The following is a 15,470-nucleotide window of genomic DNA, read 5'->3' as shown; positions in this document are numbered from 1 at the left end:
CTCACGCATGTCGGGGCCACATCCCCGGCAAACGAGGTCGGGCATCGTTTCGATCATTTGATCATTGGACATTGAAAGTTGTTTGTAAATTGGTGCTTGAGATTTGAAAATTTCTGACCCGCTACATTCCCCCTGTCCTGCACTGACCGCTCCCCCATAAAGGAAACGCGGCCAGCGGCCGCGTTTCCAAAGCACCAAGCGTAACGAGCCCGATCAGTGGGTCAGAAGCGGCGCAATCACCAGGCTGACGATGGCCATGACGTTGATCAGGATGTTCATCGACGGGCCCGAGGTGTCCTTGAGCGGATCGCCCACGGTGTCGCCCACGACATTGGCCTTGTGGGTTTCGGAGCCCTTGCCGCCGAAGTTGCCCTTCTCGACGTACTTCTTGGCGTTGTCCCAGGCGCCGCCGGCGTTGGCCATGGTGAGCGCCAGCAACACGCAGCCCAGCAGGGCACCGCCGAGCATGCCGCCGAGCGCTTCGGCGCCCAGGCCGAAGCCGATGACCACCGGGCCGAGCACGGCCAGGGCGGCCGGCAGCAGCATGCGCTTGATCGCCGAGGTGGTGGCGATGTCGACGCAGCGCGGCGCATCCGGTTCGGCCTTGCCCTCGAGCAGGCCCGGGATCTCGCGGAACTGACGGCGGATCTCGGTGATCATTTCGAAGGCGGCGTCGCCGACGGCGGTCATGGTGATGGCCGCGACCAGGAACGGGAAGATGCCGCCGATGAACATGCCGATCAGCACGTTGGGATCGGAAATCTCCAGCGAGAAGCCGGGCAGGCGATGGCTGACCTCGGCGATATACGCGCTGATGATGGTCAGCGCGGCCAGCGCCGCGGCGCCGATCGCGAAGCCCTTGCCGATGGCGGCGGTGGTGTTGCCCAGCTCATCGAGCGAGTCGGTGATCTTGCGCGTTTCCTCGCCCAGGCCGGCCATCTCGGCGATGCCGCCGGCGTTGTCGGCGACCGGGCCGTAGGCGTCGATGGCCATGGTCATGCCGACGGTGGCCAGCATGGCGACCGCGGCGATACCCACGCCGTAGAGCTCGGCCGAGGCGTTGGCGACGTAAATCATCACGCAGATCGACAGGATCGGAATGACGACCGAGCGCATGCCGGTCGACAGGCCGGCGATGATCACCGTGGCCGAGCCGGTTTCGCCCGCCCGGGCGATGTCGCGTACGGGCTTGCCCGCCGTGAAGTACTCGGTGGAAAGGCCGATCACGATGCCGCCGAGGGCGCCGACCAGCGCGGCGAACCACACGCTCGTTTCAACGCCGAGATAGCGAATCAGGAAGAAGGCCAGCACGATGAAGCTCACGGCCGCGGAGATGGTGCCGATGCGCAGGGCGGTCTCGGGGCTTCTGCCGGAACTGGCGCGAACCAGCAGGATCGCGCCGATCGAGCAGACCAGGCCGAGGGAAGACAGCAGCAGCGGCAGGCTCATGATGGCCGAGCCTTCGCCCAGGCCCTCGACGTAGCCGCCGCCGGCCTGCTGCACCATCACGGTGGCCAGCGCCACGGTCGCGATCATCGCGCCGCAGTAGGATTCGAAGATGTCCGAGCCCATGCCGGCCACGTCGCCGACGTTGTCACCGACGTTGTCGGCGATCACGCCGGGGTTGCGGGGATCGTCTTCCGGAATTCCGGCCTCGACCTTACCCACAAGGTCGGCACCCACGTCCGCGGACTTGGTGAAGATGCCGCCGCCCACACGATAGAACAGCGCCACGACGCCCGCGCCCATGCCGAAGCCATGGATGCGATGCGCGGTTTCTGGGTCCGAACCGAACACCAGGTAAAGGGTGCCCAGGCCGACCAGGCCGAGCGAGGCGACGAGCATGCCCATGACCGAGCCGCCGTAGAAGGCCACGCTCAGTGCCTTGGCGGCACCGAATTCGTGAGCCGCCGTCGTGGTGCGCACGTTGGCGCGGGTGGCGGCGATCATGCCGAAGAAGCCGGCCGCGGCCGAACAGATCGCGCCGACCAGGAAGGAAATGGCGGTCTCGATGCCGAGTCCCGACACGGCCAGGGCCACGAAAATCACGGCAACCGACAGGCCGATGAGGATCAGCTCCCGGCGCATGAAGGCCGAGGCGCCCTGCTGGATCATCACGGCGATCTGGCTGGGCTTACCCTCCATGGCGGGATAGCGCATCACCACGCGATAGAGAATGAAGGCCACGATAAGGCCCACGACCCCGAGAACCGGGGGGATCATCAACTGGTTCATTTTGTCTCCCGAAAAGAACAGGCGATTTTGGCGGAATAGAAGCTCGAGCATGCAGCCCCGGCCAGTATGCTCGGGCCCGCAAAACCGGGTAATTGTAAGGAAAAACGGGTATCCTTGCTATACTAAAAGCGATCTTCGACGCGGTTCTTTGCGCCAGTCATCGGCGCGGACTGACCGCGCAGCAACGATAAAACCATAAATTCGGGAACAAAAAAGAGGGACTCGTTCGACATGTCCGATGTCGTCATTACTTTGTCGCTGGCCCGCAAGTCGGGGATTCTTGCCGCCGCCGTCTCCGCCCTGAACCGGGCCGGGCTGCAGTTCAATTCCCACCGCTTCAACCCGGTGGACTCGGGCCACGAGATCCGCTTGCGGGCCGAGTCGGAGGAGCCGTTCGGCGACCCCCGCGACGTGATCGACGACCTGTCCCGAATCCGGGGTGTGGAAGCCGTCGTGGATGTGGAAGTGGACGGCCGATCCTTGCTGCACTCCGAGCCGGAGCCGGAACCCGAATCCGAGCCGGTCGCGCAGGATGATCCCGCTTCGATCTGGAGTCTCGATTCCGAGTCCGATGGCTCGTCCACACCAGAGCCGGAGCCGGAGCCGGAGCCTGAACCAGAGCCCGAACCGGAGCCTGAGCCTGAGCCGGAACCAGAACCAGAACCCGAACCCGAACCCGAACCGGAGCCCGAGCCCGAGCCCGAGCAGGAACCGGAACCGGAACCGGAATCTGAACCGGGGCCCAAGGCATCGGAAGGCGAAAAGGAGTCGGTGCTCGACCCCAATGCCCGCATGCGCCCGTCCATGGTTCGCCGTCGCCGCCGTCGTCGCTGACTCGAGCCGGTCGTATCGGGCCGGTATAATCGGCTTCCAGCTTTCATCCAGGCAGCCACATGAACGTCAACGACATCTCGCCGGGCGTCAATCCGCCCGACGACTTCAACGCGATTATCGAAATTCCCCTCGACGGGCCGCCGGTCAAGTACGAGGTCGACAAGGCCACCGGCGCCATTCACGTCAACCGACTGCTGGCGACGGCCATGCGGTATCCCTGCAACTACGGTTTCGTGCCCAATACCCTGGCCGAGGACGGCGATCCGCTCGACGTGATGGTGCTGATCCGGGTGCCGCTGCTGCCGGGTTCGATCATCCGCTGCCGCCCGATCGGGTTTCTGGAAATGTCGGACGAGGCCGGTCGTGACGTCAAGATCGCGGCATTGCCGATCCAGGACGTCTCGCCGCTGCACGAGGACATCCAGTCGATCGACGACCTGGCCAAGTTCAGCCGGCGCAATATCCGTCACTTCTTCAGCCACTACAAGGACCTCGAGGTCGGCAAGTGGGTCGAGGTGCTGGGCTGGCACGGTCCCGACGAGGCGCGCGGCGAGATCGTCAAGGCGATCGAGGCTTTCGGCCGCGACGACTGAGCTCAGCGCTCGTCCAGTACGCCGGCATCGGCCAGGATGTCGATCAGGGACCGGGTGAATCGGGCCCGACTGCTGCCGTCGATGTGGGAGGTGTCCGGAAGCTCCAGGCTTGCAAGGCCGGGGTGGTCCGCGAAGTGAATCGTGACGGCCCCGGTGGCTTCCTCGAGGCGATCCCAGTAAGCATCGCGCGGGTAATTCAGCTCGTCCATTGACCAGTGCTCGTCGGCCGTGGGCATGCGCAGGAAGACCACTTCACCGCCGCGCGCCCGGATTTTCGACACTGCTTTAGTTACCGGTTCGAGATCGGAAATCCAGCGCTGCGGCGCCGGTGCGGGTCGTCGCGCGTAGTCCTCGGCCAGGCCGGCGGCGAAGTTCCGCCGCAGCCCCGCGACGTCGGCCTCGCCGTAGTCGGCATGGATGGTGCGATCTTCGAGCAGCCGGGTGTAGTGGCGCGGCGGTGGCTGTCCGTCGATCAGGCCGCGCAATCGCTGCACCAGGTTGAACTCGCCGCCGGCGATGACCAGCCGTTCCTGAAGGGCCGAAAGCAGCCGGCGTTCGATCCGGCGCTGGGGGCCGAAATCTCGCCGGTAGTGGCGCACCCAGGGCGCGCTCATGTCGCGGTACCAGTGGGCCAGGCCGCGGGCGTCCACGGCCACCAGCAGCACGCCGGCAAAGGCCTCGTCGGCGGCGAGGTCCTCGAGCACCGCGAACGGGTAATGCCCGTTGATCGCCAGCGAGGTGGCCGTCCAGTCCGGCCGTTGGGTCTCGAAGGTTTCGGTCGAGAAAGCCAGCTGGATGCGCGAGGCGCCGATGACGGTGAAGTTGCGCGCCTGCTCGACCCGGCTCACGCGTTCGCGATGCAGGGCCCACAGGTCGCGGTTGTCGTACAGGGCGGGTCGATAGCCCTCGCTGCGCCAGAAGGTTTCCCAGGCGGCTACGGCGAGACCGGCGGTGAGCGCGGCCAGGAGAATTGCTGCAATCGGGCGGCGGATACGGTTCATGGTCAGAACTGGAAGTAGATGAACGCGCGGCTGTCGCCGGGGCTTGCCAGCACGGCCGCCAGCAGCAGGCCGACCAGCAGGCCGCGGACCGGCCAGGCCAGGCGGGCGTAGACGGCTTCGATCTCGAGCCGGCGGATGGCTACCTGCCAGGCGAGCAGGATCGCCATGGCGACCAGGGCCAGCCAGGCGGCCGTGTTCATCGACGACTCGCCCGGCCCGAACAGGGCGGCGTAGAAGCGGCCGGCCTGATCGAGGTCCTCGGCGCGGAACAGCACCCAGGTCAGGGTCACGACGATGAAGGTCACCGCCATGTACAGCGGCGTCATCAGGCGGCTGCCGAGCAGGGCGATGCGCCCGGCCAGCGGCCTGAGCGCATGCTCGATGACCAGCCACAGGCCGTGGGCCAGCCCCCACAGCACGAAGGTCCAGGCCGCCCCGTGCCAGAGGCCGCCCAGACCCATGGCCACGACCAGGTTGCCGAGCGTGCGGGCGCGGCCGTGGCGGTTGCCGCCGAGGGTGATGTAGAGATAGTCACGGATCCAGGTCGAAAGCGATATATGCCAGCGCCGCCAGAAGTCGGAGAACCCGATCGCCGCATAGGGCGCGTGAAAGTTTTTCGGCAGGACAAAGCCGAAGATCCGGGCCGCCCCGATGGCGCACAGCGAATAGCCGGCGAAATCGCAGTAGATCTGGCCGCTGAACGACAGGATGCTCGACCAGGCGGCCAGGGCGCCCGGCTGCCCGGCCGCGGCGAAACCCGTGTCGACCACCGGCGCGAACAGGCTGTCGGCCAGCACCGTCTTGAGGAACAGGCCGGCGACCATCAACGCGGTGCCGGTCTCCAGGTTGGCGCCGGTCATCGGTCGGGGCGAGGCGAGCTGGCCGGCAAACTGCTCGTAGCGCACGATCGGGCCGGCGACCAGCTGCGGAAAGAAGCTCACGTAAAGCGCGTAGTCGGCCAGGTCGCCGCCCGGGCTGATCCGGCGCCGGTAGACGTCGAAGGTGTAGGACAGGGTCTGGAAGGTGTAGAAGGAAATGCCGATCGGCAGCACGACGTCGATCAGGGGCGCCTGGTAAGCCGCCAGGCCCAGCCAGTCGGCGACCTGGTTGTAGTTGGCGACGAAGAAGTCGGCGTACTTGAACCAGCTCAGCAGGCCCAGGTTGACCGCCACCGAAAGCAGCAGCCAGGCCTTGCGCCGGCCCGGATTGACGCTGGCGTTCAGCCGCCGGGCCGCGGTCCAGTCGACCAGGGTCGAGACCAGCAGCAGCCAGATGAACACCGGGTTCCAGGCGGCGTAGAAAAGATAGCTGGCCGCCAGCAGCTCGAGCTTGCGAACGCGCCAGCCGCGGCTGGCGCCCACCAGGGCCCAGAGCGCGACGATGAAAACCGCGAAAGTCAGCGAATCGAAGGTCATCGAGGCGGCGCGCAGTGTCCCCGGATGCAGTGCCACAGCACCCACTGGCAGGGGTCGTCGGCGATCGCTTCCTGCATGATCGCCAGCAGGCCCGATGCATTCGTGGATGCCTCGTCGAGGGTTTGCAGCGTCAGCCGCGTGCGGCCGGTGTTTCGATCAAAGCGGCCGTGAAAGAAGGTCACCGGCGGCGCCTCTTCATCGATCAGCTTCAGGCCGCCCGTTCGCAGGCCGACCCGGCACCGACCCATTGTCAGCTGCCAGCGGCTGTCCGGCGCCCCGGGCGTGTCGAGCACCAGCATCAGGGTGGAATCGCCGTCGCGCAGGGTCTCGACAATCCTGTCCGACGCACCGCCCGTCGAAATGGCCCCGGCCGGGCAGAGGCGATGCATCAGGCGAACCCTCAGCCGCGACCAATGGTAGAGAATCGGGCGGCCCGGCATGTCGCCCGGGGCCACCGGCCGGTAGACCAGGCGCGGCGAGAGCCCGCTCTCGCGCAGGTGCCAGAGCGCGCCGATGCCCGAACCGAAATGGATGCCCGCGGCCACGAATCCCGGCGCGGCGGGCCACTCGCCCTCGATATCCAGGCGCGGCGAAAGACCCAGGGCGATGCGCCAGGTTTCCATCGCATCCATCAGGTTGGTCCAGGCCCAGTGCCGGTGCAGGTCGGCCTTCTCGCCGAAGCACGCTTGTTCGCTCCACGCGATGGCGGCGCGGTGCTCGGCAAAAAGCCAGCCGATCGAGGCCACGCGCCACAGCAAGGATTTCGACAGGCGCGCCGGCAGAATGGCCGCCGAAAGCGGCGCCAGCACGGCCGTGACGGCGTCGCGGAGCTGGTGGGCCAGCCATTGGCGGATCGAACTCACGCGCCCGGCCCGGAAGCTTCGCGGATGAAGACCAGGCGGGCCCAGTCGTCGCGCAGGCTCTGATCGACCGGCTCGCCCAGGCGGCGGTAGGCCGCGGCGACGGATTCGACCTGCTCGGGCAGGATGCCGGACAGGACCAGGGCCGCGCCCGGCCGCAGGCAGGCCATCAGCTGCCCGGCCAGCTCGACCAGGGGAGCGGCCAGGATGTTGGCCAGCACCAGGTCGAATTGCCGTCGTTCGGCATTCAAGCTTTCGAATGCGTCGGGCAGCATGCAGTCGATGCGGCCCTCGAGGCCGTTGCGGGCGGCGTTGTCCTCGGTCGCCAGCAGCGCCTGCGGGTCGTGATCGACCGCCACCAGGCGGCCCGCACCCTTGAGCCCGGCGGCGATCGCCAGCACGCCGGAGCCGCAGCCGAAATCGAGCACGTCCCTGCCGTCGATGGCCAGCGAGTCGATCCATTCCAGGCACAGCGCCGTGGTCGGGTGCGTGCCGGAGCCGAAGGCCAGCCCCGGATCAAGCCGGATGACCAGCGGCCAGTCGGGGTCGGGCTCGAGGTGCGAGGGGCAGATCCACAGATCGCGGCCGAAGCGCATCGGTTCGTAGCGATCCATCCAGGCCCGCTCCCAGTCCTGCTCGACGAGTTCGTTGAAGCGCAGGCTGCCCAGGGACTCGCCCAGGCCCGCCTCGGCCAGGGATTCGCCAATGTGCGAGCGGTCCACGTCGGCGTCGAACAAGCCCTCGACGATGGTCTGTGGCCAGACCGGTGTGCTGCCGGGGTCGGGTTCGTGCACCGGCACATCGGCGGCGTCGAGCAGGGTGACGGCATGCGCGCCGGCCTCGGAAAGCGCGGCTTCGGCCTCGTCCACGGCGGGTTCGTCGACGGTGAGGCGGACCTGCAGCCAGCGCACGGTCTCGGGGGCGTCGTTCATTGCCAGTCTCCAAATGCGGTCTGCAGGGCGGCGATCGCGGCCGGCCCCGCGGTTTCCGTTCTGAGAATACGCGGACCGAGCCGCAGGCCGGTGCTGCCCTGTCGCCTGAGCCAGTCGATCTCTTGCTCGCTCAGGCCGCCCTCAGGGCCGATGACGAGGACAACCCCGTCGGCGCCGGGCGGCTGCATGCGGCCCAGGGCCCGGTCGGCCAGGGGGTCGAGATGAACCAGCCCGCCGGGCGGCCAGGCCAGGCCGGTCAGAGCGACCGGCGCTTCGACGGCGGGAACGCGCACCCGGCCGCTCTGCTCGCAGGCCGCCACGGCCACTTGCTGCCAGTGGCGCAGTCGCTTGTCGGCGCGCTGGCCCTCGAGCCGGACCTCGGTGCGCTCAGTAAACACCGGCTGGATGGCGCCGACGCCCAGCTCGCAGGCTTTCTGGATGCTGAAGTCCATGCGGTCGCCGCGGGCGACGGCCTGCACCAGGGTGATGAAAAGCGGCGATTCGACCTGCACCTCGCGCCGCTGCTTGACCGCGACGCTGCAGCGATCACCCGGGCCGGTGGCGGTGATCGTGCCGAAATACTCGAAGCCGTCGCCGTTGAAAAGCGCCAGTTCGTGGCCGGCGCGCTGTCTCAGGACGCGAACCAGGTGGCGGGACGGGCCGGGCTCGAGCTGGGTTTCACGCCCGGCCTCGAGCGCCTGCTCGGTATGGACTCGAATGATGCGCATGGGTCTATGTTACGGGCGAAACGATTGCGCGTATCATGGGCGCCAATCGGCAGCCATAGTCCCCAGTACAGCCATGAAAAGTATGCATTCGCGTCACGGCGGTTTTTCCCTGATCGAGATTCTGGTCGTGGTCGTCATTATCGGTATTCTGGCCGCGGTCGTGGTGCCGCGCGTCATGGACGAGCCCGACCGCGCCCGCGTGACCAAGGCGCGCCAGGACGTCCAGTCCCTGGTCACCGCGCTCAACATGTACAAGCTCGACAACTTCAACTACCCGTCGACCGAGCAGGGGCTGGAAGCCCTGGTGCGTCGGCCGTCGGGCCAGCCAGCGGCGCCGAACTGGAAGGAAGGCGGCTACATCGACCAGCTGCCCAGCGACCCCTGGGGCAACGAGTACCAGTACCTCAATCCCGGCGTGCACGGCGAAATCGACGTGTGGTCCTACGGCGCCAATGGTACCTCCGGCGGTGATGGCATCAATGCAGAGATCGGCAACTGGCAGGATTGAGGCAATCGCTGCCGATCGCGGCGATTCCCCGAACGAATGAAGAACCTCAGGGGCTTCACGCTGATCGAAGTGCTGGTGGTGGTCACCATTGCCGCTATCGTGGCCGCGCTGGTGATCCTGCGTCTGGGGGCCTGGGACTCCGGCGCCGAGCCGACCCGGCAGCTCGAGCGCCTGGCCGCGCTGATCGACTACCAGTGCGAACAGGCCCTGTTCCAGTCCAAGTCGCGCGGCGTTCGCCTGACCACGGAGGGCTACGATTTCTGGCAGGCCACCGGCTCGGGCTGGGCGCCCCTGCCCGACGACCAGGTCGCGCGGCCGCGAGCCTGGCAGGGCCCGGTCGACCTGGACCTGGTGGTGGAATCGCGCCGCGTTGCCCTCGAGGAAGACCCCGAAACACCGCAGCTGACCTGCGAACCGCTGGGCGAGATGACTGACTTCAACCTCGAACTCCGACTGGAGGGTCGCGCCGCGGTGCTCATTGGCGAACCCGGCGGCAGCCTGGCGCTGGAGGCCGCGCCGTGAAGCGCTCGTCGGGCTTCACCCTGCTGGAGGTGCTCGTCGCCCTGGTGGTGGTGGCCGTGGCGGTCGCCGCGCTGGGACGGGCCGGCAGCCAGGTGCTCGACAGCCAGGCCGACCTGGAGCGCCGTACCTGGGCGCTGTGGGTGGCCGACAATGCCCTGGCCGAAGTTCAGCTGGAGGTCGGCGTCTCATCCGGACAGCGCCAGGGCAGCACGGACATGGGCGAGCGCACCTGGTACTGGGAGATGCTGATCGAGCCGGCGCCCGGCGGTGAGCTGCTGCGCGTCGATGTTGCCGTTTTCGACAGCCCGCGGCGCGACTCGCCCGTGATCATGCATACCGGGTTCCTGGCGCCGTGAGCGCGCCGCGCGCGAAAACCGGCGGCTACACGCTGGTCGAGGTGCTGGTCGCCGTAGTGGTTTTCGGCATTCTCGCGGCCAGTGCCTACGTGGCGCTGGACGCCCTCAGCCGCGCCGCCGGCGGTCACCGCGATCGCAGCGAGGACTTCGGTGCCCTGCAGCTGGCGGTCGCCCGCCTCGATGCCGACCTGCGGCAGCTCGCCGCGCGCCCGGTGGCCGCACCCGCCGGACGCACCGAGCCGGCCCTGGCCGGCGAGCCGCGCAGCCTGCGGGCGACGCGCGCGGGTTGGGCCAACCCGGCCGGCCTGAAACGCTCGACCCTGCAGCGTTTCGGCTGGCAGCTGGCCGGCAGCGAACTCCAGCGCCTGCGTTGGCCGGTGACCGATCGCGCCCGTGAAGGCCAGGTGCTGACCGAAACGGTCCTGCCGGGCGTCGATTCGCTGGCCTTTTCCTACCGCGCAGCCTCGGGCGCCTGGCAGGAGCGCTGGCCCAGCGACGACGCGCTGGCTCGCCTGCCGGCCGCGATCGAGGTGATCATCGACACGCGCCGCTTCGGCCGGGTTCGCCGCGTGGTGGTGCTGCAGTGAGCGTCCCGGGCCGACAGCGAGGAAGCGCCCTGTTGATCGCGCTGGTTACCGCCGCGCTGGCGGCGGTGATCGCCACGGTCATGCTCGAGCGCGGGCAGCGTTCGCTGGCGCGCAGCGAGGCGCTACTGGCCACCGAACGTTCCTGGCAGTACGCCCGGGGCATGTCGATCATGGCCCGGCGCATGCTCGAACAGGCCCTGGCCGAGGGCGCGGATGCCTCGACGCTCGACGATACCTGGACGGCGCCGTTCAACGTGCCCGGCGGCATGGTCCAGGGCCGGCTCGTCGACCAGGGCGCGCTGTTCAATCTCAACGCCCTGGGGCATCCCGACGGCGCCACCGCGAACGCGGCGCGCGAGGCCTTCGGCCGACTGCTCGAGCGGCTCGGGCTCAACCCGATCATCGCCGACGAACTGGCCGACTGGCTCGACGGCGCGGTCATGCCGCGGCCGGGCAGCGCCGCCAACGACTGGTACGCCCGCCAGGATCCCGCCTATCGAACCGCCGGCGTTCCGCTCGGCAGCACGAGCGAACTGCGCTGGCTCAGGAGCGTCGACGAGGAGGCCTGGCGTGCGCTCGCGCCGCTGGTGACCGCGCTGCCCGAACCGGAGCTGCGCATCAACGTCAACACGGCCCGGCCCGAGGTGCTCGCGGCGGTGGTCGCCGATCTCGATATCGAACAGGCCCGACGCGTGATCGCCGACGGCCCCTATTCCGACCTGGTCCGTTTCGCCGAGCACCCCCTCGTCGCGCCGGCCATACGGCCCGACGAGCAGGTGCGATTGGCCATCCGAAGCCGCTGGTACCTGGCCCATGCGCGGGTCGTCGTCGACGGCGTGGAACGCGAGTATTTCCGCCTGATGAGCGGCGCGGCGGCGGGTTATGATGGCTTCCGTCGTTTCAGCCAGGGGGTGCCCTGAACATGGCGCGAGCGCGCTCGGAAAGCCTGGTCGTACATGCCGCCGGACCGCAATGGTCCTGGGCGCTGCTCGACCGCGCCGGCGGCGTGGCCGATCAGGGCCGCTGCGATCCGGCCGAGCCGGACTGGCCGGGCGAGGCCTCGGCCGTCGTGCTGGTCGACGCTTCCCGCTGCCTGGGCCTGAGCCTGGAATTGCCGCCGCTGCGCGGCCAGAAGCTGCAGCAGGCCATGCGCTGGGCGGCCGAGGAACATCTCGCCGGCAGCGCCGAGGACGAGCACGTCGTGGCCGGCCCGCGTGACGCGGCCGGGCGCCTGCGTTGCGTGAGCATCGCCAACGACGTGATGGCGGAGCTGACCGCGCCCCTGGACGGCCTCGCGGCCGAGCGCATGTTGCCCGATGCGCTGTGCCTGCCCTGGCAGGCGGGGCGCGTGAGCCTGGCCGAGCACGACGGCCGCATCCTGGTGCGCTGGGACGAGTGGTCGTTCACCAGCTTCGATGCCGACCTGGCCGCCGACATGATCGATTCAGCCGCCCCGCCGGAAGCCGGCTGGGACTGGTACGGCGGCGACCGGCCGGAATGGGTCGAGCGGCGCGGCGCCGACGATTGCAGCGACGGCCAGCCGCTGCTGGCGATTCTCTCGCGCCAGGCCGCGAACTTGGAATTGAACCTGCTCAGCGGGCCCTGGGCGCCCCGCTCGGCCGCTACGGCGCAGTCGCAGTGGCGCTGGGCGGCCATCTTCGCCGCCGTTGCCGTGGTGATGGTCATCGCTTACGCGGCCCTGGAGCGCTACCAGCTGGCGCAGCGCTCGGCGGCGCTCGAGACCGCCATCGAGCAGCAGTTCCGGCAGGCCTTTCCCGAGGTCGGTCGCATGGTTCGACCGCAGACCCAGGCCGAGCGCGAGCTGGCCCGCCTGCGCTTCGGCCAGGCCGCCGGCCTGCTCGACCTGATGCATCGCGTCGCCCCGGTCATCGACGGCCAGGAGCAGTTGCAGGTCGAGCGCCTGGACTACCGCGACGGCGTGCTGGAGTTGGGCCTGCGCGCCCCCGACGTGGCCGCGCTCGAGCAACTCGAACAGCGCCTGCGCGCGCTCGACCTCTCTGCCGACGTGCAGACCGCCAGCCTGGACGATGAGGGCGCCAGCGGTCGCATCCGCATCAATCGCGGGGGCGGCGCATGAACGCCTGGCAGCAGCTCGATTCCCGCCAGCGGCGCCTGGTCGGCCTGGCCGCCGCCGTGCTGCTGGCCGCCCTGGTCTACGTCTGGGTCTGGGAGCCGCTGGCCGAGGCGCGCGAAGCCGAGCGCGAGCGGATTGCCCAGCAACAGGCCCTGCTCAACTGGCTCGAGTCGGTTGCGCCCATGGCCGAGCGGCTGCGCGAGAACAGCCGCGCCAGTCGCGACCTGGGCGGTCGTTCCCTGCTCGGCCTGGCCGACGAGACGGCGCGTGCCGCCGGCCTGGCCGGCGCGGTCGCGCGCATCGAGCCGACCGGCGACGACGAGGTGCGCGTGTGGCTCGAGGGCGCCGACTTCGTCAGCGTGATGGGCTGGCTGGAGGAGTTCTCGCGCTCGCGTCCGGTCCAGGTGGAACAACTCCAGGTCGACCGTGCCGGCGACGACGGGCAGGTCAACGTGCGCGTCACCCTGGTGAGCAATGCGTAAGATTCTCTGGCTGGTCCTGCTGGCCGTCCCGCTGGTCATCGCCGTCACCCTGCCGGCGCGGGTGATCGTGCCGCAGCTGGCGATCGGCGAGGACGTGCGCGATGTCCAGGGCACGATGTGGCGCGGCGACGCCGTCTGGCAGCAGCCGGGGTTCGCGCCGCTGGACGTGACCTGGCGCTGGGCCGGCGGCCGCAACTGGGACTGGCAGGTGCAGGGCACGGGCGTGGACCTGGGCGGCGAGTGGCGGCTCGGCGCCGGAGCGACCGAACTGGCCGGCATCGGCGGCAGCATCGACATGGATCGACTCGATGCCCGGACCTGGCTGATGAACGCGCGTCCGCGCGGCCAGCTCGACGTCGAGGTCGAGCGCGCGCTGATCGCCGAAGGCCGTCCGCCCGAGATCGACGGCCGACTCGTCTGGCGCGACGCCCGTCTCGAGGGCACCGTTCAGGAATCCCTGGGCGAAATCACCGTGCGTCTCGATTCACGCGAGCAGGGCCAGCGCGCGCGTGTTGAGTCCACCGAACCGGGCGCCATCCAGGTGCGCGGCGACATCGAATTGGGGGCCGAACGCTACGAGGTGGACCTGTGGCTGCGCGCCAGCGCCGACCGTCCCGAGTTGCTGCGCCAGATCGCCTGGCTCGGCGAGCCCCAGCCCGACGGCCAGGTGCGCGTGCGGCTCAGCGGCGCCCTCGGCTGGTAGTCCGAATGCGAGAGGAGTGTTGTCCATGATCGATCTCGAACAGGCGCTGGAGACCGCGCTGGCCGCCGCCGATGCGGCCGACGAAGTCGCCCTGCGTCACTTCGGGCGCGAACTCGAGGTGGAATTGAAGTCCGACGAGAGCCCGGTGACGGTCGCCGACCGCGAGGCCGAACAGGCCATCCGCGCGGTCATCCACCAGCGTTTCCCCGACCACGCGCTGTTCGGCGAGGAGTACGGCCGCGAGGGCGAAAGCGATTGCCTGTGGCTGATCGATCCGATCGACGGCACCCGCAGCTTCATCCGCTCGTTGCCGTTCTGGTCGACACAGATCGCGCTGATGGTCGGCGGCGAGCTGGTGCTGGGCGTCTCCTCGGCGCCGACCTTCGGCGAGCGCGCGCACGCCGTGCGCGGGCAGGGGGCGTTCATCAACGATCGCCGCGTCCGGGTTCGCCCGCTGGACCGGCTCGAAGACGCCGATGTCTGCTTCGGTAACCTGCGCACGCTGGCCCGCGGTGCCGGCTGGCCCTGGGTCGGCGAGCTGGTCTCGCGCGCGGCGCGCTCGCGCGGCTACGGCGATTTCTATTCCTACCACCGCCTGGCCGACGGCGGTCAGGACGTGGTCGTGGAAAGCGACGTCAATATCCTCGATATCGCGGCGGTGGCGGTGATCGTGCGCGAGGCCGGCGGCGTGTTCACCGACCTCGACGGCGGCGAACCCGACCTGGAGACGACTTCCGTGCTCGCCGCCTGTCCCGAACTGCATCGCCAGTTGCTATCCTCACGCCATGAGTGAGCACGAATCCGATCGAGCCCTGCCGGTCATCCACGACCGGCGCGAACGCCGGCCCGCCGACCTGTTCCGCGTCGAGCAGCTGGACCTGGAGTTCGCCAACGGCGTGCGCCGCACCTACGAGCGCCTGATCAGTCGCGGTGTCGGCGCGGTCATCGTCGTGGCGATGCCCGACGACGACCACGTCCTGCTCATTCGCGAGTACGCCTGCGGCGTGCATCGTTACGAACTGGGCCTGCCCAAGGGGCGGCTCGAACCGGGCGAGAGCTACACCGAGGGCGCCAACCGCGAGCTGCAGGAAGAATGCGGCTTCGGCGCGCGTTCGCTGACCGAGCTGGGCCATCTCACGCTGGCTCCCGGCTACATGACCCACCGCACCCACGTCATCCTCGCCCGCGACCTCTACGAGTCGCGCCTGCCCGGCGACGAGCCCGAGGAGATCGAGGTGGTCCGCTGGCCGATGAACGACCTGGTGTCGCTCATCCGGCGCGAAGACTGCACCGAGGGTCGCTCCATTGCCGCGCTCTACATGGCGCGCGACATGCTCGGGGCGGGTTGACGCCGCAGCTGCGTTGCTTCGCGCCTTCGTTCCGGCAGCCGGCGGGTAGTGCGCCGAGGCCGAGGTAGGGTGTTTTGGTTCTTTGGTGTTTTGGTGGGTGGCTTTGGGTGTTGGGGCTCGGGTGAGGTTGGTGCTACCGGGGGCTTTGGTGGCCTCGACAAGTCAAAGGCGGTTTCGCCCGGCCTGCTTCGCAGGCACTTTCGGCGAGTACCTTTTTTCCAAAGCGAAAAAAGATACGAAAAAGCGCTTTTCAAAGTCAAAGTCCCACGA

General features: G+C 68.7%; 17 protein-coding genes and 1 pseudogene. 12 read left to right on the top strand and 6 right to left on the bottom strand.

The genetic code is table 11. The features are described 5' to 3' along the window. Positions 1–213: 213 nt before the first annotated feature. A complete protein-coding gene (locus tag ACDC67_RS13795; RefSeq protein WP_376694047.1) occupies positions 214–2,235 on the bottom strand; it encodes a sodium-translocating pyrophosphatase in 2,022 nt (673 codons plus the stop codon). Between the two features lie 492 nt (positions 2,236–2,727). Here ACDC67_RS13795 and ACDC67_RS15910 point away from each other — a divergent pair. Beyond that, a pseudogene (locus ACDC67_RS15910) lies at positions 2,728–3,003 on the top strand (hypothetical protein); the annotation flags it as partial. 125 nt (positions 3,004–3,128) lie between these two features. Next, positions 3,129–3,662, top strand: a complete 534-nt coding sequence (gene ppa, locus ACDC67_RS13785; protein WP_376694043.1) for an inorganic diphosphatase — start codon at positions 3,129–3,131, stop codon at positions 3,660–3,662. 2 nt (positions 3,663–3,664) lie between these two features. Here the strand turns inward: ppa and ACDC67_RS13780 are convergent, their stop codons facing one another. Genes ACDC67_RS13780 through ACDC67_RS13760 form a run of 5 tightly spaced genes read right to left on the bottom strand, consistent with a single transcriptional unit; the run spans position 3,665 to position 8,598 of the window. After that, positions 3,665–4,663 (bottom strand): hypothetical protein, encoded by a 999-nt coding sequence (locus tag ACDC67_RS13780; protein WP_376694042.1) that lies wholly within the window; start codon positions 4,661–4,663, stop codon positions 3,665–3,667. 2 nt (positions 4,664–4,665) lie between these two features. Then, complete coding sequence (locus tag ACDC67_RS13775) at positions 4,666–6,123, bottom strand: MBOAT family O-acyltransferase (RefSeq protein ID WP_376694040.1); 1,458 nt, start codon at positions 6,121–6,123, stop codon at positions 4,666–4,668. Continuing rightward, positions 6,075–6,941, bottom strand: coding sequence for a hypothetical protein (locus tag ACDC67_RS13770; protein WP_376694039.1), 867 nt, complete (start codon positions 6,939–6,941; stop codon positions 6,075–6,077). The genes ACDC67_RS13775 and ACDC67_RS13770 overlap by 49 nt, the downstream gene beginning before the upstream one ends. Next, positions 6,938–7,870: a 50S ribosomal protein L11 methyltransferase gene (prmA, locus tag ACDC67_RS13765; protein WP_376694037.1), complete on the bottom strand. Its 933-nt coding sequence runs from the start codon at positions 7,868–7,870 to the stop codon at positions 6,938–6,940. The genes ACDC67_RS13770 and prmA overlap by 4 nt, the downstream gene beginning before the upstream one ends. After that, positions 7,867–8,598, bottom strand: coding sequence for a 16S rRNA (uracil(1498)-N(3))-methyltransferase (locus tag ACDC67_RS13760; protein WP_376694035.1), 732 nt, complete (start codon positions 8,596–8,598; stop codon positions 7,867–7,869). Before ACDC67_RS13760 ends, prmA begins: the two co-directional genes overlap by 4 nt. A gap of 73 nt (positions 8,599–8,671) precedes the next feature. Between ACDC67_RS13760 and gspG the strand changes: the two genes are divergently transcribed. Genes gspG through nudE form a run of 10 tightly spaced genes read left to right on the top strand, consistent with a single transcriptional unit; the run spans position 8,672 to position 15,200 of the window. Further along, the gene (gene gspG, locus ACDC67_RS13755) at positions 8,672–9,106 is read left to right on the top strand and encodes a type II secretion system major pseudopilin GspG (RefSeq protein WP_376694033.1); all 435 of its coding nucleotides are present in this window, start codon (positions 8,672–8,674) and stop codon (positions 9,104–9,106) included. Positions 9,107–9,142: 36 nt separating this feature from the next. After that, positions 9,143–9,628, top strand: coding sequence for a prepilin-type N-terminal cleavage/methylation domain-containing protein (locus tag ACDC67_RS13750; protein WP_376694032.1), 486 nt, complete (start codon positions 9,143–9,145; stop codon positions 9,626–9,628). After that, positions 9,625–9,984: a type II secretion system minor pseudopilin GspI gene (gspI, locus tag ACDC67_RS13745; protein WP_376694030.1), complete on the top strand. Its 360-nt coding sequence runs from the start codon at positions 9,625–9,627 to the stop codon at positions 9,982–9,984. The genes ACDC67_RS13750 and gspI overlap by 4 nt, the downstream gene beginning before the upstream one ends. Next, complete coding sequence (gspJ, locus tag ACDC67_RS13740) at positions 9,981–10,571, top strand: type II secretion system minor pseudopilin GspJ (RefSeq protein ID WP_376694028.1); 591 nt, start codon at positions 9,981–9,983, stop codon at positions 10,569–10,571. Before gspI ends, gspJ begins: the two co-directional genes overlap by 4 nt. Next, positions 10,568–11,491 carry a type II secretion system minor pseudopilin GspK gene (gspK, locus tag ACDC67_RS13735; protein ID WP_376694027.1) on the top strand — a complete coding sequence of 308 codons (924 nt, stop codon included), beginning with the start codon at positions 10,568–10,570 and terminating at the stop codon, positions 11,489–11,491. The genes gspJ and gspK overlap by 4 nt, the downstream gene beginning before the upstream one ends. A 2-nt stretch (positions 11,492–11,493) precedes the next feature. Then, positions 11,494–12,669 (top strand): type II secretion system protein GspL, encoded by a 1,176-nt coding sequence (gene gspL / locus ACDC67_RS13730; protein WP_376694026.1) that lies wholly within the window; start codon positions 11,494–11,496, stop codon positions 12,667–12,669. After that, the gene (gspM, locus tag ACDC67_RS13725; RefSeq protein WP_376694024.1) at positions 12,666–13,148 is read left to right on the top strand and encodes a type II secretion system protein GspM; all 483 of its coding nucleotides are present in this window, start codon (positions 12,666–12,668) and stop codon (positions 13,146–13,148) included. The genes gspL and gspM overlap by 4 nt, the downstream gene beginning before the upstream one ends. Beyond that, positions 13,141–13,851 (top strand): type II secretion system protein N, encoded by a 711-nt coding sequence (gene gspN / locus ACDC67_RS13720; protein ID WP_376694023.1) that lies wholly within the window; start codon positions 13,141–13,143, stop codon positions 13,849–13,851. Before gspM ends, gspN begins: the two co-directional genes overlap by 8 nt. 25 nt (positions 13,852–13,876) lie before the next feature. Next, a complete protein-coding gene (locus tag ACDC67_RS13715) occupies positions 13,877–14,644 on the top strand; it encodes an inositol monophosphatase family protein (RefSeq protein WP_376694021.1) in 768 nt (255 codons plus the stop codon). Beyond that, positions 14,637–15,200 carry an ADP compounds hydrolase NudE gene (gene nudE / locus ACDC67_RS13710; RefSeq protein ID WP_376694020.1) on the top strand — a complete coding sequence of 188 codons (564 nt, stop codon included), beginning with the start codon at positions 14,637–14,639 and terminating at the stop codon, positions 15,198–15,200. The genes ACDC67_RS13715 and nudE overlap by 8 nt, the downstream gene beginning before the upstream one ends. Positions 15,201–15,470: the final 270 nt, after the last annotated feature.

It is taken from the genome of Wenzhouxiangella indolica (assembly GCF_042310355.1).
Taxonomy (GTDB): Bacteria; Pseudomonadota; Gammaproteobacteria; order Xanthomonadales; family Wenzhouxiangellaceae; genus Wenzhouxiangella.
This window is presented reverse-complemented; position numbering and strand designations above follow the sequence as displayed.